Here is a 16,550-nt window from a genome sequence, read left to right as displayed (position 1 = left end):
GCCCGCGCCATGAGAACTTCACTCGCTCTCGGCCTGCTACTGCTCGGCGGCCTGCATTTCGCCGCTGATGCGTTGCCGCTGAGCCCCAGCGAAAGCTCCGGCAAACGGCTGTATCGCGAGGGTGTGTCCGCGAGTGGCGAGCCGATCATGGCGCGGGTCGGGGCGGCGGACATACTGTTGTCGGCCACCAGCCTGCCGTGCGCCAACTGCCACGGCGCCGATGGCCTCGGGCGACCCGAAGGCGGGGTGCGACCGCCGGACCTCAGCTGGTCGCGGCTCACCAGCACCTACGGCCAGCAGCAAATCAATGGCCGTGCGTACCCGGCGTATACCGAAGGCACGTTGGCGCGTGCCATTCAGGAAGGACGTGATCCGGGCAACAATCGGCTCGACCCGGCGATGCCGCGCTTCGTCCTGTCGATGAATGATCAGCGCAACCTCACGGCCTACCTCAAGCGCGTGGCCGAGGACCGCGACCCCGGCCTGACCCCCGACAGTCTGCACCTGGGCACGTTGTTGCCACATCAGGGACCGTTGAGCGAGGAGGGCGCCACGGTGGCGGCGGTGCTCCAGGGCAGCGTGGCGCGAATCAACGAAGCGGGCGGGATTCATGGCCGGAAGTTGCGCCTGACCATCATCGATCCGGGCCCGGACCGCGCCAGTGCCGAGCAGGCGCTGGATCAATTGATCGAGCAGGAACAGGTGTTCGCCTTGATCGCGCCGCTGGCGCCGGCACTGGACTCGGACCTGGCCGCGCGCCTGGAACGGGCCGGCGTTCCGCTGATCGGACCGCTGTCATTGCTGGGCACGGCGCAGGCCAGTCGGCAGATTTTCGAACCGCTGCCGGGGTTGCGCGAGCAACTGATCGCCCTGGCCGAGTACGCCACCGTTAATTTACGGGTGCTCCAGGGACCGACGCTGATCACCTACCCGGACGAACCCAGTCAACGGTTGGCGGCGCAGAGCCTCGGCCAGTACTTGCAGGATCACGACTGGCAAAAGGTCAGTCTGAAAGTCTACGACTCGGCGCAGGACGAATTGCCACTGGGCTCGCGTTCGGTGTTTTACCTGGGCAGCGGGGGCGGTTTCAGTCACCTCGCCGAGCGCTTGCAGGCGGCGGGGCAGGTGCCTTATCTGTTCGCTGCGTCGAACCAGGTGGCGGGTGATCTGTTGCAGGTGCCCAGTGATTTTTCCCGGCGGGTGTTTCTGGCTTATCCGTTCGTGCCCAGTGACTGGACGCTGGCCGGACGCCTGGCCCTGACCCAACTGCGCGAACGCCAGGGGCTCGGCGGTCAGCATGCGATGCTGCAAGTCGGCGCGTTCAGTTCGATGTTGCTGCTCAGCGAAGGCATGAAACAGGCCGGGCGCGACGCCAGCCGCGAGAAACTCATCAGTGCGCTGGAAGGCCTGCATGACTTCGATACCGGGCTGACCCCGCTGATCAGCTTCGGTCCGGGCCGCCGCCTCGGCTTGCGTGGCGCGCATATCGTCACCGTGGACTTGCCCGACCAGCGCTTCTATCTGGTCGCGCCCTATAAACCCATTGCCGCTACACCCTGACTGGAGGTCTCGATCATGACGCTCAAGACTCTGTTGCTCCTGCTCACGCTGTGGGTTCCCGTGGCGTTCTGCAGCAATGGCCCGGCCGCCGCGCGGGTCAATGGCGAGGAAATTTCCGAATTTCGCCTGGAGCGCTATTTCGCCGAATACCTGGAGGACCAGGGCCGGGCGGTGGGCAGCATCCGCAACCCCAAGGCTTACAAGCAATTACGTCAGGCGGCACTGACAGCCTTGATTGACAAAGAATTGCTCTGGCAAGAAGCCGTCAAGCGCGGGGTGGTGGTCAGTGACGCGGTGGTCCAACGCCAGGTCGATCAGACCCGGCAGGCCATGGGCGGTGGCGACATGTTCGCCCGGCGCCTGGAAGAGGCCGGTTTCGACGAAGTCGGTTACACCGAGTACACCCGCCGTGAGCTCGCGGCCCAGCAAGTATTTGCCGACCTTACCCAGGTCGCCGGGCCTGACGAAAAACAGGTCCGTGCGTTCTATGAAGAGCATCGCGCCGAGATGAGCCGGCCGGAACAAATCCAGGCACGGCACATCCTGATCAAAGTGCCTCAAGGCGCTAATGCCGCCACAGTTGAAGCAGCCCGGCTACGCTTAGAGGAGATGCGTGTGAAAATCAGTCAGGGTGAAGACTTTGCCAGCGTGGCCCGGGCCGGTTCCGAAGACGCTTCCGCTAGCGAGGGCGGAGATCTGGGCTATTTTCCTCGTGGGCGGATGATGCCTGAGTTCGAAGCCGCGGCCTTTGCCCTGGCACCGGAGACGGTCAGTGCACCGGTGCGTACGCCGTTGGGATGGCATTTAATCTACCTACAGAACCACTTGGAGGCGACCGATGTCTCAGAGGTGCAAGGGCTTGAAATGGTCCGGGCTTACCTTGCCCGACAGCAACAGGCTCAAGCTCGTCTTCAGGTTCTCGCGCAGCTGCGATCAAGCAATCGAATCGAACGGATTGACGATGATTGAAGGTTCCCCCCCAATAGTGGGGAAAAGCTTCAAGGCGTATCCGAGTGCTTCCCCGCCTTTGGGGGATGGAGTTTCTGGACGAAATGGTTTTTTCATGAAAATCAAAGACGTGCAACGGTAAAAAACCGGCGCTCAGCCTGGCATGAAGTGTGCGTTAGCCTCAGTGAAGGCGCGTACTCCCAGGGCTGGAACATCGGACCTGCGGTTTCAAGGAGTCGACCTTGTTAAACAAAGTACTGGTTGTCGAAGACGAACAGCTCCTTGCCGAAAACCTCAAGGATTACCTTCAGGCGCAAGAGCTCGACGTCCGGATTGCACGTGACGGTGTGACGGGTATCGGTGAAGCCGAACAGTTTGCACCCGATGTGATGGTGTTCGATTACCGCTTGCCCGACATGGAAGGCTTTGAGGTGCTCGATGCTGTCCGCCAGAACAGGAAGTGTCATTTTGTGCTGATTACCGGGCACCCAACCGCTGAAGTCTGTGAGCGGGCCCGGCAACTGGGAGTCAGCCATATCCTGTTCAAACCGTTTCCATTGGCGGAATTGGCCCGAGCAGTCTGCGACCTTCTGGGGATTGAGCGCGAAGCCAAAGCAGGCATGAGCAATTCAAAAGGTTTTGTCGAACGACGCCAGAGCAGGACCGAGAGTTTCCCGCTGCAGTTGTACGACGGCAGTTGGGTGCTGGCAGAACGTCGACAAAGTCTATCGACCTCCATGGCACCAGACGACGAACAATTGCTCACCGGGGAGTAGTGGCGCGACAAGACGTTCCGGCATCCGCCGCAATGGCCTGCCGCGTCGACAGGGCTCAAAGCCCCCGGCGTTGGAGAGCATGCCATGGACCGTCTATTCCTTGCCGTCGAACCGGCGCTGTTGGACTGTGTACCGTCTCGCTTTTCCAGTGAGCAACTGGCCCAGGCACGCTCCCTGGCCGCCAGTTCCGGTGAACGGGTACTGGAAGCCCTCGGGGGGTTGTGCGAACTGGCCCCCATGCCCTTCATCCAGTGCCTCGGCGCGACCCTGCATTATCCGGTGCTCGACACCGACAGCCTGTTCAAAGCCACCCCGGTGTTCGACCGGGTCACCCTGGCCCAATGCCTCAAACGCGAATTCATCCTGCTGCGTCACGACGATGCGGTCATTGGCGTCTTTGCCGACCCCTTCGATACCTCACGCCTGGCCTGGATCGACGACTGCCTGCACGGTGCGCCGCTGTACCTGGTGCATGCCGACGACCTGAAGGCCTACCTGGCCCGCCACGAAGAGAGCTTCCACGCGGTGGAATCGCTCAACGCCCAGGCCGACGCCAATGTCGAAATCGATACCCTGCAAAGCCTGTCCCTGACCAGCATCAGCGAGGACGCCAGCGTCGTCGTCAAACTGGTCAACTCGACCCTCTACGACGCGCTGAAAATGCACGCCAGTGATATCCATCTGGGCACCACCGGCAGCGGCCTGGTGATCAAGTACCGGATCGATGGCGTGCTGAACAACATCAGCAAAATCCAGGGCAGCGAATTCGCCGAGCAAGTGATTTCCCGGGTCAAGGTCATGGCCGAACTGGACATCGGCGAAAAACGCGTGCCCCAGGACGGGCGCTTCAAGATCGGCATCAGCGGCCGGCAGATCGACTTTCGGGTGTCGATCATGCCGAGCATTTTCGGCGAAGACGCGGTGCTGCGGGTCCTCGACAAACAGGACCTGGCCGACAAGGTCTGCGGCGTGCAGTTGCAAGCCTTGGGCTTCGAAGAAGAAACCCTGCGCCATCTGCGTCGGCTGGCGGCCGAACCTTACGGCATGGTGCTAGTGACCGGCCCCACCGGTAGCGGCAAAACCACCACGCTGTACGCGATGATCACCGAGATCAACCACGGCGTGGAAAAGATCATCACCATTGAAGACCCGGTGGAATACCAACTGCCGGGCGTGCTGCAAATCCCGGTCAACGAAAAGAAAGGCCTGACCTTCGCCCGGGGTTTGCGCTCGATCCTGCGTCATGACCCGGACAAGATCATGGTCGGTGAAATCCGCGACCCCGACACCGCGCAGATCGCCGTGCAATCGGCGCTCACCGGGCACCTGGTGTTCACCACCATTCACGCCAACAACGTGTTCGACGTGATCGGCCGGTTCACCCAGATGGAAATCGACCCTTACAGCCTCGTGTCGGCACTCAATGCGGTCCTGGCCCAGCGGCTGATCCGCCTGGTCTGCTCCAGTTGCAGCGCGCCGGCTTACCCGACCGATGAAGAGTTGCGCCTCTCCGGTCTCGATCCGCAACAGGTCGATCACTACCACTTTGTCCACGGCAAGGGCTGCGGTCATTGCCGGGGCACCGGTTACCGCGGGCGTACGGCGATTGCCGAACTGCTGCACCTCGACGACGAACTGCGGCAAATGATCGTCGAGCGCCAACCCATTTCGAAAATCAAGGCCCTGGCGTGCAGCCGTGGCTTGCGCCTGTTGCGCGAGTCGGCACTGGAACTGGTTGCAGAGGGGCGGACCACGCTCGAGGAGATCAATCGTGTCACTTTTATCTCGTGATCGTTTTGTTGCCGTGCTCGGCGCCAGTGGTGTCGGTCTGGGCCAGCGCCGTGGCAGTGAAACCCTGTGGCTGGGCAGCGTCGGTTTTATCGACGAAGGCTTCCATGCCTGGGCCGTGGCGCTGGAAACCCTCGACCGTCTGCTAGGCGAATACACCCGTCCCGGTGCCGAATTGAGTGTGGTGATCTCCGGGCACTTCAGCCGCTTCTGTCTGGTGCCCTGGAGCGAACAGATCAACAGCCCTGCCGAATTGCTCGGGTTTGCCCAACTGTGTTTCGAAGACCTTTACGGCGTACCGACGCAACCCTGGAACATGGTGCTGTCGGCTGAGCCGGCGGGTTACGACCGGGTCGCCACCGCGCTGCCGCAGGACTTGCTGACGCATCTGCGCACGCTGGTCACGGGGCGTGGCCTGCGCCTGCGTTCGGTGCAGCCGTACCTGATGGCGGCGTTCAATCACTTCGATAAAAGCTTCGACGCCGGCGACTTCCTGTTCGTCGTCGCCGAGCCAGTGCGCAGTGTGTTGTTGCTGGCGCGGGAAGGGCGCTGGGCGGCGGTGCGTTCGGTGGGCAGCAGCGACAGCGACGCCGCACTGACTGCGTTGATCGGTCGTGAAAGCCAATTGCAGGCGTCCACCAGCGAGCGGCCGTTGAACGTTTACCTGCACGCGCCGGCACGCATTGACTCGCACCCTGACGTACCCGGTGTGCACCTGCGCACCCTCGAAGAACACCGGACATCCGTACGCGATGGCTTGTACGTCATGTCCCGGGCGGTGGCCTGACATGCGCGCCCTGATGCTCGACTTCCAGCCGCGCCGTCGCTCGGGCCCTTTGGGCTGGAGCTTGCTGGTCGGTGGCGTGGTGTTGACGCTGACCTGCGTGCTGGTTCAGCAGCACCTCAGCGAACAGGCCGCGCAACAGCAAGGCCACTTGCAAACCACTCAGCGCGTACTCACCGGCGACATGGGCGGCAAGGTCAGCCTGACCCCGGCCGAAACCCGCGAACAGGCGCACAACCTGGCCGAGATGCGCAAGGTGTCCCAGCAATTGCGCCGGCCTTGGGAGCGTCTGTTCGCCATGCTCGAAGCCATGCCCCGAGACGACATTGCCTTGCTGACCCTGACCCCGGATGCCCGCAAAGGCCAAGTGCGAATCAGTGCCGAAGCGCGGGATCTGGAAGCCATGCTCGACTTCCACCGCAGCCTCGAAGCCAGCGACGAGCTGTCCGATGTGTCGCTGCTCAGCCACGAAATCGTCGCGAACGTGCCGGAACACCCGGTGCAATTCAACCTGTCGGCTAGCTGGGAGATCGGCGATGCAAATCCCTAGATTGATCGTCCACGAATACCTGCAAGGCTTGGGCATTCCCGGCCTGGCAGGGCTGGCGATGTTGCTGCTGGCGCTGGTGTATGGCCTGGTCGGCTTGATGCCGGACTGGCAGTCGCTACAAACCCTCAGCCAGCAGACGCGCGAAGCCGGTGAATACCTGGCCAAAGTCGAAGACGGCAGTATCGCCGCGCCGGTGGTGCCGCAACGTCAGCTCGACGATTTCCGCAGCAAGTTGCCGTCCCAGCCGCAGGCCACCGTGGCCATCGACAAGATTTACGCACTGGCCGCTCAGGAGCACATCACCCTGGCCCGTGGCGAATATTCCCTGGGCATCGACCCCAAGACACACTTGGCCCGTTATCAGATTCTGCTGCCGGTGCGCGGCAGCTACCCGCAACTGCGGCGCTTCCTGCACGCCTTGCTCGGCCAGCTACCGGCGGTGGTGGTGGAGGACGTGGAGTTTCAGCGTAAAAAAATCGCCGACACCGACCTGACCGGGCGGATCCGCATGACCCTTTACCTGTCGAGGTCATGATGAATACCAAACGCGTAGTGGGTTGGGTGGCGTTCTTCGGCGTGGCAGCGGCGCTGACCTGGTTGCCTGAATACTTCACCTCGTCGTCCGAGGAGGGCGATGCTTCGGTGGCCGCCGTGGCCACCCCGACCAACAGCAAAACCCGTGGTGTGCTGCCCGCAACATCCGCCGGCAAAACATCGGCAGCGATCAAGGACCTGAGCCCGGCTGGCGACCTGTTCGCCGCCCGGAGCTGGAAGGCTGCGCCGCAGCTCGCCACCGTCACCGAACAACCCGTCAACCTGACCCCGGTGGTGCAAGTCCCCACGGCACCACCGATGCCATTCCAGTTCATTGGCAAGCTGAATGACCGTTCCGACCTGCAAGTGTTTTTGCAGAACGGCGAAAAAATATACGTCGTGCGCAAGGGGGATGTGATCGACGACACCTGGCGGATCGAGGGGATTTCCGACGTGGAACTCAGCTTTGTCTACCTGCCTTTGCATTTGTCTCAGACTTTGTCTGTGGGGAGCACGCAATGAACAGATCCCGTTTGCTGATGAACCTTTGCCTTTGTGCAGGACTGGCCGCGTGCAGTTCGGCGCAGGTTGCCAAGCAAGAGGCGACCGACCTGATGGAGTCCGGACAATACGAAGCCGGCCTGGCCCGCATCGAGGAAGGGCTGAAGGAAAACCCTCGCGACACCGAGCTGCACCTGGCCCTGAACAGCGGCCGTGCTCGTGCAGTGACGGCGCTGTTGACCCAGGGCGACATGGATCGCGCCCTGCGTGATTTCGCGTCTGCCCGCCAGGCTTACAGCCGGGTGTTGACCATCGAACCGAACAACCGCCGTGCCCAGGACTCGCTGCGTCAGCTCGATCACATGCGCAGCCTGGATGAAAAACTCGAACTGGCCCGTGGTGACCTGCGTCGCGGTGACATCTACGGCGCCGACCGCCAGGTGAAACAGATCCTCGAGCTGGACCCGAAGAATGAAGGGGCGCTGGAGCTGCAAAGCGACGTCCGCCTGGTGCAAAGCCGCAACGTGGTTCCGTATCCACAACTGCGGACCCGTCTCGATCGGCCGGTGACCCTGGAATTTCGCGAAGCCAACCTGAAAACCATCTTCGAAGTGCTGTCGCAGGTCGCCGGTTTGAATTTCATCTTCGACAAGGATCTGCGCCCGGACATGAAAGCCACCATTTTCGTGCGTGACGTGCGTATCGAAGACGCCGTGGAACTGCTGCTGCAACAGAACCAGCTGCACCAGAAAGTGGTGAACGAAAACACCTTGCTGATCTACCCGGACTCACCACAGAAGCTCAAGGATTACCAAGAGCTGGTGATGCGCACCTTCTACCTGACCAGCATCGATGCCAACACCGCGCTGAACATGATCAAAACCATGCTCAAGACCCGCGATGTGTTCGTCGACGAACGCCTCAATACCCTGACCATGCGCGACTCTGAAGACGCTGTCCGCATGGCCGAAAAACTCCTGCAATCGCAGGACCAGTCCAACCCTGAAGTGGTGCTGGAAGTGGAGGTGATGGAAGTCGCCACCCAGCGGATTCTCGACCTTGGCCTGCAATGGCCGAACACCTTCGGCGTGGTCAACAGCGACGGCTCGGCCGTGACTCTGCTCGATCAACTCAAAGGCATCAACTCCAGCCGGATCTCCATCTCGCCGTCGCCGCAGGCCAAGATCAACGCCCAGGACAACGACATCAACACCCTGGCCAGCCCGGTGATTCGGGTCAGCAACCGCGAACAGGCGCGCATCCACATTGGTCAGCGCGTACCGATCATCAGTGCCACCTCGGTGCCTTCGACTCAAGGGCCGGTGATCACCGAAAGCGTCACCTACCTCGATGTCGGTCTTAAACTTGAAGTACAGCCGACCGTGCACCTGAACAACGAAGTGGCGATCAAAATCGCCCTGGAAGTGAGTAACGCCACGCCGCTGGAACCGACCCGCCAGGGCACGATTCCGGTTCAGGTCGACACCCGCAACGCCCAGACCACCCTGCGTCTGCATGACGGCGAAACCCAGATCCTCGCCGGCCTGATGCGCAACGACCATGGCGCCACCGGCAACAAAATCCCCGGCCTTGGCGACATTCCAGGTCTTGGCCGCTTGTTCGGCAGCAACAAGGACACCGTCGGCAAGTCGGAGCTGGTGCTGTCGATCACGCCGCGGATCGTGCGCAACCTGCCGTACCAGAGCCCGTCGGACATGGAGTTCACCACCGGCACTGAAACCAGCATGCACATTCAGGCACCGGACCGTGGGATGGACTCGACGAGCCCCACAGAGACCCTCGGTGCTCCGGTTGCATCCACCCGCGTTGTCGTCGAGAAGCCCTGATCATGAACGCCTCGCAACGCGGTTTTACCCTGATCGAAGTCGTTGTGACGCTGGCCCTGATCGGCCTGCTGGCCGGCATGGCCGCGCCGCTGACCGAGACCGTGGTGCGCCGGGGCAAGGAGCAGGAACTGCGCACGGCGCTGTATCAGATTCGCGATGCCATCGACGCCTACAAACGGGCGTTCGACGCCGGCTACATCGAGAAATCCCTGGACAGCAGCGGCTACCCACCGAACCTGCAAGTGCTGGTGGACGGTGTGCGCGATGTGCGCAGCGCCAAGGGTGCCAAGTTCTTCTTTTTACGGCGCGTGCCCCATGACCCGCTGGCGCCGGTCAAGCGTAACGACGAAGGCGGCTGGGGCGTGCGCTCCTACGACAGCACGGCTCAGAACCCGCGCGAAGGCGAAGACGTTTTTGACGTCTACTCCAAGGCGCGCGGCAAGGGTCTCAACGGCATCGCCTACCGGGAGTGGTGAGATTATGCGTCGGGAAAAGGGTTTTACCCTGCTGGAACTGATGGTGGTCATGGCAATCATCGCCACCTTGATGACCATCGCCATGCCACGCTATTTCAACAGCCTCGAGGCCTCGAAAGAGACCACGCTGCGCCAGAGCCTGTCGGCCATGCGCGAAGCACTGGACCACTACTACGGCGACACCGGGCGTTATCCCGACTCCATCGAACAGTTGGTCGAGCAGCGTTACCTGCGCAACCCGCCGATGGACCCGATTGCCGAACGCAAAGACCTCTGGGTGCTGGTGGCGCCGCCTGACGGCGTCCCGGGCGGGGTTGCTGATATCAAAAGCGGGGCCACAGGGAGGGCGCGTGATGGCAGCCTTTATTCCGAGTGGTAAGCCCTCGAATGAGGCGGGTTTCACTTACCTGGGCGTGCTGTTTCTGATCATGCTGATGGGCCTGGGCCTGGCAAGCGCCGGTGAGTTGTGGTCCACGGCATCGCGCCGTGATCGTGAACGCCAGTTGCTCTGGGTCGGTACTCAATACGCTCAGGCATTGCGCAGTTATTACCGCAGTTCACCTGGCCTGGCCCAGTACCCCAAAGAGCTGGCGGACCTGTTGCAGGACGAGCGTTTTCCGTCGCCCAAACACCACTTGCGCAACCTCTACCCGGACCCGATTGGTGGTGGCGAATGGACGTTGATGCGCGGTTTTGACGGACGCATCACCGGCCTCAGCAGCCCCTCCACGGACACGCCGCTCAAGCAGGCGGATTTCCCCAGTCAATGGTCGGACTTCACCGGCATGGCGAGTTACAAGGACTGGCAGTTCGTGGCCGAAAAAGCCTTCCTCGATGGCTCGTCCGCGCCCAAAGGCCAATCCAAAAACGCCTCAGGCGTTGGGGCGGTGCTGCCATGAACAGACACTGGCTGCCGGCCCTGGTCCTGATGCTGATGCTGATGACGTCCTTCGTCTCGGCCGCCGAAGAAGACGAAATGCTGGGTTTTATCGTCGACGACACGATCTCGCACATCGGCCACGACTTTTACTACTCGTTCAGTGAACGCCTGCGCGCCACCAGTCCGATGGACTTCAACCTGGTGGTGCGTGAACGACCTTCGGCACGCTGGGGCAGCCTGGTGACCGTGGAATTTCAGCAACGATTGGTTTATCGGCGCTTCCTGCCGCCGAACACCGTGGAGTTGAAGGACGAGGCTTATGAGGCTGCCGATCTGGTCCGCGTGCAGATCGTCCAGCGCAAGCTGGAAGCCTTGTTGCAGGACACCACCGACCTTGAGAGGGACGAACTATGAACACTGGAACTTTCTCGAAACGCAGAGGCATGTGGTTGTTGGGTTTCTGGTTTGCAGGGGCAGGCAGCTGTGGGCTGGTCCAGGCCACGGAGCTGGTCTACACGCCGATCAACCCGTCGTTTGGCGGCAACCCGCTGAACGGGACCTGGTTGCTCAACAACGCCCAGGCGCAGAACGATTACGACGACCCTGACTTGAAGAACCGTACCAGCGCGGCCGGCACGTCGGCCCTGGAGCGCTTCACCAGTCAGCTGCAATCACGGTTGCTGGGGCAGTTGATGGACAACATCTCCGCGGGCAATGCCGGGAGCCTGACCACTGACGCTTTTGTTGTGAACGTCATCGACGACTCCGGTGCACTGACTATTGAAGTGACCGACCGAGCGACCGGTGAAGTTTCCGAAATCCAGGTGAATGGCCTGGCCCCTTGACGGGGACTTGGATCGATGGGGAGTTAAGGACATGAAAAAAATAATAGCGCTGGGGCTGATGTTGGCGGCATTGCAAGGGTGCAGTTTGCGCGAGCCGATGGGGGCCGAGCAGGACACCGAATCACCGACCCTGACACCCCGGGCGTCGACCTATTACGACTTGCTGAACATGCCACGACCCAAGGGGCGGTTGATGGCGGTGGTGTATGGCTTCCGGGATCAGACCGGGCAGTACAAACCGACCCCGGCCAGTTCTTTTTCCACCAGCGTGACCCAGGGCGCGGCGAGCATGTTGATGGATGCGTTGCAGGCCAGTGGCTGGTTTGTGGTGCTGGAACGTGAGGGGCTGCAGAACTTGCTGACCGAGCGCAAGATCATTCGCGCCTCGCAGAAGAAACCGAATACGCCGGTGAATATCCAGGGTGAGTTGCCACCGTTGCAGGCGGCCAATTTGATGCTTGAGGGCGGGATCATTGCCTATGACACCAACGTGCGTAGCGGTGGGGAAGGGGCGCGGTATTTGGGGATCGATATTTCCCGGGAGTATCGGGTGGATCAGGTGTCGGTGAATCTTCGTGCGGTGGATGTGCGCAGTGGGCAGGTGTTGGCGAATGTGATGACCAGCAAGACGATTTATTCTGTTGGGCGCAGTGCGGGGGTGTTCAAGTTTATCGAGTTCAAGAAGTTGCTGGAGGCTGAGGTCGGGTACACCACGAACGAGCCGGCGCAGTTGTGTGTGTTGTCGGCGATCGAGGCGGCTGTTGGGCACCTTTTGGCCCAGGGGATTGAGCGGCGGTTGTGGCAGGTGGCGGGGGATAATTCTTCGCCTGATAACAATGCGACGCTTGACCGGTATTTGACTCAGAACAAGGTTGTACCTGAGGGTGAGGAGGAGTGAGCCGAGGCGGCCTTCGGGCCGACCTGGCTTTTTCAAATGTCCCCAGATCAACTGTAGGAGCTGAGCTTGCTCGCGATGGCGGCCTGACAGCCGACCAGTCTCCCCCAGATGTACCCAGTCCAACTGTGGAAGCTGGCTTGTCGGGTCGCCGCATCGCTGCGATGGCGGCCTGATAGCCGACCAGTCTCCCCCAGATGTACCCAGTCCAACTGTGGGAGCGAGCTTGCTCGCGAAGGCGGCCTGATAGCCGACCTATTTCTTTCAGGTGTACATATCCATTTCTGCGGTAACGGCCGCTAATGGTTTCGCCCTTACGGCGACTCCCTTTGGCAAACGCCCCAAAGGAAGCAAAGGTCTTCGCCCCGAGCGTCCGGCCCCTCGCCTAGGCTCGGCGTTCCTTCGCTCCGGCATTCATCTGGGGGCATCGCCTCCGGTTGGCTTCGCTTCAACCTCCTCTCGATGTGTTCGACTGCGTCGAACGGCGCTGCGCGCCTACCCCCCAGATGAACACCTCCACTCAGCCTCCCGAAGGGGCGGGTGGATCAAGATCAAGAGCTGCAGGCGAGCTAACGCTCGGCCTGTTGAGTGGTGAGAAGCGAAAGGTGTACCCGATCCATTGTGGGAGCGAGCTTGCTCGCGATGGCGGCCTGATAGCCGACCTATCTCACACAGGGTGTACGCCCAGTAGCCCAGTGGCCTTCCCCAGCGGCCAAAGCGCTACCAAACCGAAGAATGAACAGGCAGTAAATCTCAGGGACTCGTATTGGGTCGTAGAGTTAGCTGCTGGTTCTTCATTTGAGTAGGCCGGTGTATTTCCCATATAGCCAAAGAACCACCACCGCCCCTGTAACGAAATAGGCAATATGAAATGGATACGCTGCCCAGCGCTTAAGCCTTTTAGGCAACCGTTTCACTTCTTCAACTGATAAGGGTTCCTGGCGCTGAATTTTTTTAGACGAGATTAAAGCGCTGATTGCGGCCAGACGAAAAATTCTTCCATGATGCCCCGTGCCCCACGTGAGGCGGTTGACGCATATGGAATCCAGTTGTTTGAAATGCTTTTCCAGCGCTTCGAGTTTTGTGTGAGCAGCATAAAAAATGAGAGCTACGTCGAAAAGGCTCAGCAGGATAAGCGCTCCCCAGACCCAGGCGAGTGTTGATCTAGTGAGTTCCATTATTCAGAATGCTCATAGAGTTCTTGCCCAATCAGTTCGCCGCCGTCGGTCACAAGCTTTGTGCCCGGTCCTTGGAAACGGGGCACTTTGGCGATAGGGCTCAATGGTGGATGCCGGGGGATTCGGTTTGGCTTGTAGGGGAAGTCCGAATTTTTCTAAGTGTTTGGGGGAGGGTGGTTTGTCAGTAGGTTATTGGCTTGCCTGCGATTGCGGCCTGACAGCCGACTAAGCTCTGACAGATGTTCCCAGATCAAATGTGGGAGCAGAGCTAGCAAGCGAAGACGGTGACTAAAACTACCGAATCACCGTAAATCAACATTGCCTCATTTACTTCACCAATCCGAGGTATTCAGTCCATCCCCAGAGAACAAATATGCCGAAGACAGAACATGCATTGATTCGATACGGAATTTCTATCCAGCGCCGTAGGTGCAAAGGAAAACGCTGTATGTCTTCCAGTGCAAGGGGATCATCCAGCAAGAGCCTAGAGGGGCGTTTGCGGATTATGGCGGTGATCAAGTTGAGCCGATGCCTGCGACTGTACAAGCCATTACCCCCCTTGTTGTTAGCCTGAATGAGGTAGCAGTGAGTGAGGTGAGACTCCATTTCGCTGAGTTTGAAAAAGCTTACATAAACCACCACCGCCAGGTTGAGAGCAATGAAGAAGAACAACGCAACCACGATCGCGGCGTAAAGCAATTTTATTTCAATCATGGACAGTAGCTTCATATAAGACTTCAGCTGCTGATTCGACGGCTTTCGAACCTGCATTTCCACCTGCCGATGCTGCCGCACCGCTTATGACCAAGACGCAAATCACTCCACCGATACCGCGCGTTTTCAACGCCACACCTGCGCAATACTCCATCGTTATCGGTGCTGTGTAGGTCGTTGCAATGGCAGCCCCACCAACGTTGCCCGCCAGCTTTGCTCCTTCGATATATTTCACCTTCCTACAGGGCTCATCAGCTCCTGCCCGACAAACTTCATTGATCCGCATGCTGGCGGCTGCAGTCGCCAAGCCAATGCCGACATAACCACCGGCTTGCATATATTTTGCCGCTCGGGCCACTCCATCAATATTTGTGGCATAGCCCGGAAGCTGCATCGGTGCCCCGGCCTTATCCCAGCGGTGAATTGTTCGTCGAGTGGACAACCCCAGCGCTCGTTTGAGCTTTGGATGATCAGCCATTCCGGTGCCTTTACGCACCAGCGGTCCCAGCCCGGCATCCAGATTCGCCATGATGCGTTTACGCTTGGCAAAAAATTCCGTGGAGTTCAGGTGACCGTACTGTCGGTATTGCTGCTGATGTAGCTCTTCCAGATTTTTCAGATTGTTTTTAAGACTCTCCAGATGCTGCCCAATCATGAATGACGCCACCCCTAGCGACCCCGCAGACACCTCCAAAAACGGCTCAATCACTTCATGGTGCTCAACCATGAACGACGCCTCTTCATCACTCAGATCCTTGAGCGCGTCATTGACCTTCTCGGCAGCGATCATCATCTGCGCCTCTTCACGCCGGCACATGTAGTGCCGTGAATCGCTGAAGATCACCATTTGCCCCGGTTTCACGTGTTCACCCAGATGGCGATTGAGCGAACGAAATTCGCGACGTAGCGCATCACTTGGCGAACTCTCGTATAGCGAGCGTTCCAGCGACTCAAGGCTCATGGGCTTTTCAATTATGTGAAATCCGGACTCCGCCGGTTTGGGCTGCGTGAAGGCGTGATCTTCGACCAGATGTTGCGCCGGTGGTGGTTCGGGTTTGGGTTTGAAACCATTCCATGAACCGCCACTGTTATCCAGATTGACGCGAGGCGTGACCATTACCCAATCACCGTTGCTCACGGCGTTGATCAGTTTTTGCTGGTGGGCGGCCTGCATGTAGTTGGAGTGGTTGGCACCTACGGCATTCAGCAGGTCGTCGAAGCCTTGTAAGTCGTATGGGTAGTTCAGGGCCTGACGAAGAGCATCGGCAGCTTGATGGCTGTCGAGCACCTGGCCGCTCTGGCCGGCGAGTTGGTGTTGGGGGATGAGTTTGGTCACGCGTTGTGCCCGATCCTTGGAAATAGGGCACTTTGGCGATGGGGCTTGAGGGTGGATGCCGGGGGATTCGTTTTGGTTTGTAGGGGAAGTCCGAATTTTTCTCGGTGTTTGGGGGAGGGTGGTTTGTCAGCGGGTTATTGGTTGGATTGAAGGACCAATCGCGGGCAAGCCACGCTCCCACAGGGGGAATATGTGCTGATTCGAGGGTCGTGTTTAATGGCGTTTAGCGTTACTTCCTGAAAGCTACAGATCCTTGCGCCGTTGCCTACGACTACGCCAGAATCCGCCGGCTTGTGTGCTTTGTACCTGGTCTTTATCGTTTCCGGGCCGCTGAATTCAGCGGCCGGGTTTAGCGACCCGGACTATTCAAAGTGCATCAGTGCTCCAGACTTTCTTGCAGACTTTTGACGTCTGCAATTACGTTATGGTGGCTGTATGCGGGAGATCTTCGGGTCTACCGGGTGCCTTTGACCGGTTCGCTAACCTGCATACAGTCGCCACCCTTACTTGTTTAGCGACAGGTACTGGTGGCGCTATTTTCCAAAGGAGCTTCACCATGCTCAAACCCACACCCAATCCCCCCGAATCAGAAACCGAAAGCACTACCGCCGACCTCCACCTCAACCCTGCCATTCTCAAAAACTCCGCCCCCCACAATCCCAGCAGAATGTTCGCTATCGTCGCGGACATGGACACCGAAAGCCTGTTGGCCCACGCCTGTGAATCGCTGGCTTCGGCGAGAGTCATGGCCAGTGATTTCGCGGTGTTTGTCGAGGGGCCACAGCGCAGCATGTTGTTGGGCATTCAGCAGGTCATCATGCTGGCCGACCTGGCGGTAAATCGGGCGTTGGATAACATCGATCCGCAGGGCTAACCGCTGAACCATTGTGGCGAGGGAGCTTGCTCCCGCTGGGCTGCGAAGCGGCCCCAAACCCGGC

General features: G+C 59.8%; 19 protein-coding genes. 16 read left to right on the top strand and 3 right to left on the bottom strand.

The window, feature by feature from the left end:
* Positions 1 to 9: 9 nt before the first annotated feature.
* The 15 genes from ACA079_RS20870 to ACA079_RS20800 all read left to right on the top strand — a co-directional run bounded on the left by ACA079_RS20870 (position 10) and on the right by ACA079_RS20800 (position 12,387).
* Complete coding sequence (locus ACA079_RS20870; protein ID WP_497700775.1) at positions 10 to 1,560, top strand: cytochrome c/ABC transporter substrate-binding protein; 1,551 nt, start codon at positions 10 to 12, stop codon at positions 1,558 to 1,560.
* A gap of 15 nt (positions 1,561 to 1,575) precedes the next feature.
* On the top strand, positions 1,576 to 2,529 hold the full coding sequence (locus tag ACA079_RS20865) for a peptidylprolyl isomerase (RefSeq protein WP_497700774.1): 954 nt from the start codon (positions 1,576 to 1,578) through the stop codon (positions 2,527 to 2,529).
* Positions 2,530 to 2,750: 221 nt separating this feature from the next.
* A complete protein-coding gene (locus ACA079_RS20860) occupies positions 2,751 to 3,284 on the top strand; it encodes a response regulator (RefSeq protein WP_497700773.1) in 534 nt (177 codons plus the stop codon).
* 84 nt (positions 3,285 to 3,368) lie between these two features.
* Positions 3,369 to 5,075 (top strand): GspE/PulE family protein, encoded by a 1,707-nt coding sequence (locus ACA079_RS20855; RefSeq protein ID WP_497700772.1) that lies wholly within the window; start codon positions 3,369 to 3,371, stop codon positions 5,073 to 5,075.
* A complete protein-coding gene (locus ACA079_RS20850; protein WP_497700771.1) occupies positions 5,056 to 5,859 on the top strand; it encodes a hypothetical protein in 804 nt (267 codons plus the stop codon). The genes ACA079_RS20855 and ACA079_RS20850 overlap by 20 nt, the downstream gene beginning before the upstream one ends.
* A 1-nt stretch (position 5,860) precedes the next feature.
* Positions 5,861 to 6,406, top strand: coding sequence for a PilN domain-containing protein (locus ACA079_RS20845; RefSeq protein WP_497700770.1), 546 nt, complete (start codon positions 5,861 to 5,863; stop codon positions 6,404 to 6,406).
* The gene (locus ACA079_RS20840) at positions 6,393 to 6,941 is read left to right on the top strand and encodes a GspMb/PilO family protein (protein ID WP_415769850.1); all 549 of its coding nucleotides are present in this window, start codon (positions 6,393 to 6,395) and stop codon (positions 6,939 to 6,941) included. The genes ACA079_RS20845 and ACA079_RS20840 overlap by 14 nt, the downstream gene beginning before the upstream one ends.
* A complete protein-coding gene (locus tag ACA079_RS20835; RefSeq protein WP_497700769.1) occupies positions 6,941 to 7,462 on the top strand; it encodes a hypothetical protein in 522 nt (173 codons plus the stop codon). Before ACA079_RS20840 ends, ACA079_RS20835 begins: the two co-directional genes overlap by 1 nt.
* Positions 7,459 to 9,288, top strand: a complete 1,830-nt coding sequence (locus tag ACA079_RS20830; protein WP_497700768.1) for a secretin GspD/PilQ domain-containing protein — start codon at positions 7,459 to 7,461, stop codon at positions 9,286 to 9,288. Before ACA079_RS20835 ends, ACA079_RS20830 begins: the two co-directional genes overlap by 4 nt.
* Before the next feature lie 2 nt (positions 9,289 to 9,290).
* The gene (locus ACA079_RS20825; protein WP_462001742.1) at positions 9,291 to 9,764 is read left to right on the top strand and encodes a type II secretion system protein; all 474 of its coding nucleotides are present in this window, start codon (positions 9,291 to 9,293) and stop codon (positions 9,762 to 9,764) included.
* A gap of 4 nt (positions 9,765 to 9,768) precedes the next feature.
* Positions 9,769 to 10,143 (top strand): type II secretion system protein, encoded by a 375-nt coding sequence (locus ACA079_RS20820; RefSeq protein ID WP_497700767.1) that lies wholly within the window; start codon positions 9,769 to 9,771, stop codon positions 10,141 to 10,143.
* Positions 10,118 to 10,663 carry a type II secretion system protein gene (locus ACA079_RS20815; protein ID WP_497700766.1) on the top strand — a complete coding sequence of 182 codons (546 nt, stop codon included), beginning with the start codon at positions 10,118 to 10,120 and terminating at the stop codon, positions 10,661 to 10,663. The genes ACA079_RS20820 and ACA079_RS20815 overlap by 26 nt, the downstream gene beginning before the upstream one ends.
* Positions 10,660 to 11,058 (top strand): curli production assembly/transport protein CsgE, encoded by a 399-nt coding sequence (csgE, locus tag ACA079_RS20810; RefSeq protein ID WP_497700765.1) that lies wholly within the window; start codon positions 10,660 to 10,662, stop codon positions 11,056 to 11,058. Before ACA079_RS20815 ends, csgE begins: the two co-directional genes overlap by 4 nt.
* Complete coding sequence (locus ACA079_RS20805) at positions 11,055 to 11,489, top strand: curli assembly protein CsgF (protein ID WP_497700764.1); 435 nt, start codon at positions 11,055 to 11,057, stop codon at positions 11,487 to 11,489. Before csgE ends, ACA079_RS20805 begins: the two co-directional genes overlap by 4 nt.
* Before the next feature lie 31 nt (positions 11,490 to 11,520).
* Entirely contained in the window at positions 11,521 to 12,387 is an 867-nt protein-coding gene (locus tag ACA079_RS20800; RefSeq protein WP_056746588.1) for a CsgG/HfaB family protein, read from the top strand.
* Positions 12,388 to 13,178: 791 nt separating this feature from the next.
* Here the strand turns inward: ACA079_RS20800 and ACA079_RS20795 are convergent.
* From ACA079_RS20795 to ACA079_RS20785, 3 genes are all read right to left on the bottom strand, one after another.
* On the bottom strand, positions 13,179 to 13,562 hold the full coding sequence (locus tag ACA079_RS20795; protein WP_497700763.1) for a hypothetical protein: 384 nt from the start codon (positions 13,560 to 13,562) through the stop codon (positions 13,179 to 13,181).
* A 327-nt stretch (positions 13,563 to 13,889) separates the two neighbouring features.
* Complete coding sequence (locus ACA079_RS20790; protein ID WP_497700762.1) at positions 13,890 to 14,276, bottom strand: hypothetical protein; 387 nt, start codon at positions 14,274 to 14,276, stop codon at positions 13,890 to 13,892.
* Positions 14,269 to 15,612, bottom strand: coding sequence for a hypothetical protein (locus ACA079_RS20785; protein ID WP_497700761.1), 1,344 nt, complete (start codon positions 15,610 to 15,612; stop codon positions 14,269 to 14,271). The genes ACA079_RS20790 and ACA079_RS20785 overlap by 8 nt, the downstream gene beginning before the upstream one ends.
* A gap of 556 nt (positions 15,613 to 16,168) precedes the next feature.
* Here ACA079_RS20785 and ACA079_RS20780 point away from each other — a divergent pair.
* A complete protein-coding gene (locus ACA079_RS20780) occupies positions 16,169 to 16,486 on the top strand; it encodes a DUF6124 family protein (protein ID WP_497700760.1) in 318 nt (105 codons plus the stop codon).
* Positions 16,487 to 16,550 lie beyond the last annotated feature (64 nt).

It is taken from the genome of Pseudomonas sp. LBUM1645 (genome assembly GCF_059716185.1).
Note: the sequence above shows the minus strand (reverse complement) of the source record. Positions and strands in the feature narration are given on the sequence as shown.

Excerpts from the sequence above, each read along its gene's own strand:
- ACA079_RS20870 (WP_497700775.1), top strand. The coding sequence starts at position 10 with ATGAGAACTTCACTCGCTCTCGGCCTGCTACTGCTCGGCGGCCTGCAT.
- ACA079_RS20865 (WP_497700774.1), top strand. The coding sequence starts at position 1,576 with ATGACGCTCAAGACTCTGTTGCTCCTGCTCACGCTGTGGGTTCCCGTG.
- ACA079_RS20855 (WP_497700772.1), top strand. The coding sequence starts at position 3,369 with ATGGACCGTCTATTCCTTGCCGTCGAACCGGCGCTGTTGGACTGTGTA.
- ACA079_RS20845 (WP_497700770.1), top strand. The coding sequence starts at position 5,861 with ATGCGCGCCCTGATGCTCGACTTCCAGCCGCGCCGTCGCTCGGGCCCT.
- ACA079_RS20840 (WP_415769850.1), top strand. The coding sequence starts at position 6,393 with ATGCAAATCCCTAGATTGATCGTCCACGAATACCTGCAAGGCTTGGGC.
- ACA079_RS20835 (WP_497700769.1), top strand. The coding sequence starts at position 6,941 with ATGAATACCAAACGCGTAGTGGGTTGGGTGGCGTTCTTCGGCGTGGCA.
- ACA079_RS20830 (WP_497700768.1), top strand. The coding sequence starts at position 7,459 with ATGAACAGATCCCGTTTGCTGATGAACCTTTGCCTTTGTGCAGGACTG.
- ACA079_RS20825 (WP_462001742.1), top strand. The coding sequence starts at position 9,291 with ATGAACGCCTCGCAACGCGGTTTTACCCTGATCGAAGTCGTTGTGACG.
- ACA079_RS20820 (WP_497700767.1), top strand. The coding sequence starts at position 9,769 with ATGCGTCGGGAAAAGGGTTTTACCCTGCTGGAACTGATGGTGGTCATG.
- ACA079_RS20815 (WP_497700766.1), top strand. The coding sequence starts at position 10,118 with ATGGCAGCCTTTATTCCGAGTGGTAAGCCCTCGAATGAGGCGGGTTTC.
- csgE (WP_497700765.1), top strand. The coding sequence starts at position 10,660 with ATGAACAGACACTGGCTGCCGGCCCTGGTCCTGATGCTGATGCTGATG.
- ACA079_RS20805 (WP_497700764.1), top strand. The coding sequence starts at position 11,055 with ATGAACACTGGAACTTTCTCGAAACGCAGAGGCATGTGGTTGTTGGGT.
- ACA079_RS20800 (WP_056746588.1), top strand. The coding sequence starts at position 11,521 with ATGAAAAAAATAATAGCGCTGGGGCTGATGTTGGCGGCATTGCAAGGG.
- ACA079_RS20795 (WP_497700763.1), bottom strand. The coding sequence starts at position 13,562 with ATGGAACTCACTAGATCAACACTCGCCTGGGTCTGGGGAGCGCTTATC.
- ACA079_RS20790 (WP_497700762.1), bottom strand. The coding sequence starts at position 14,276 with ATGATTGAAATAAAATTGCTTTACGCCGCGATCGTGGTTGCGTTGTTC.
- ACA079_RS20780 (WP_497700760.1), top strand. The coding sequence starts at position 16,169 with ATGCTCAAACCCACACCCAATCCCCCCGAATCAGAAACCGAAAGCACT.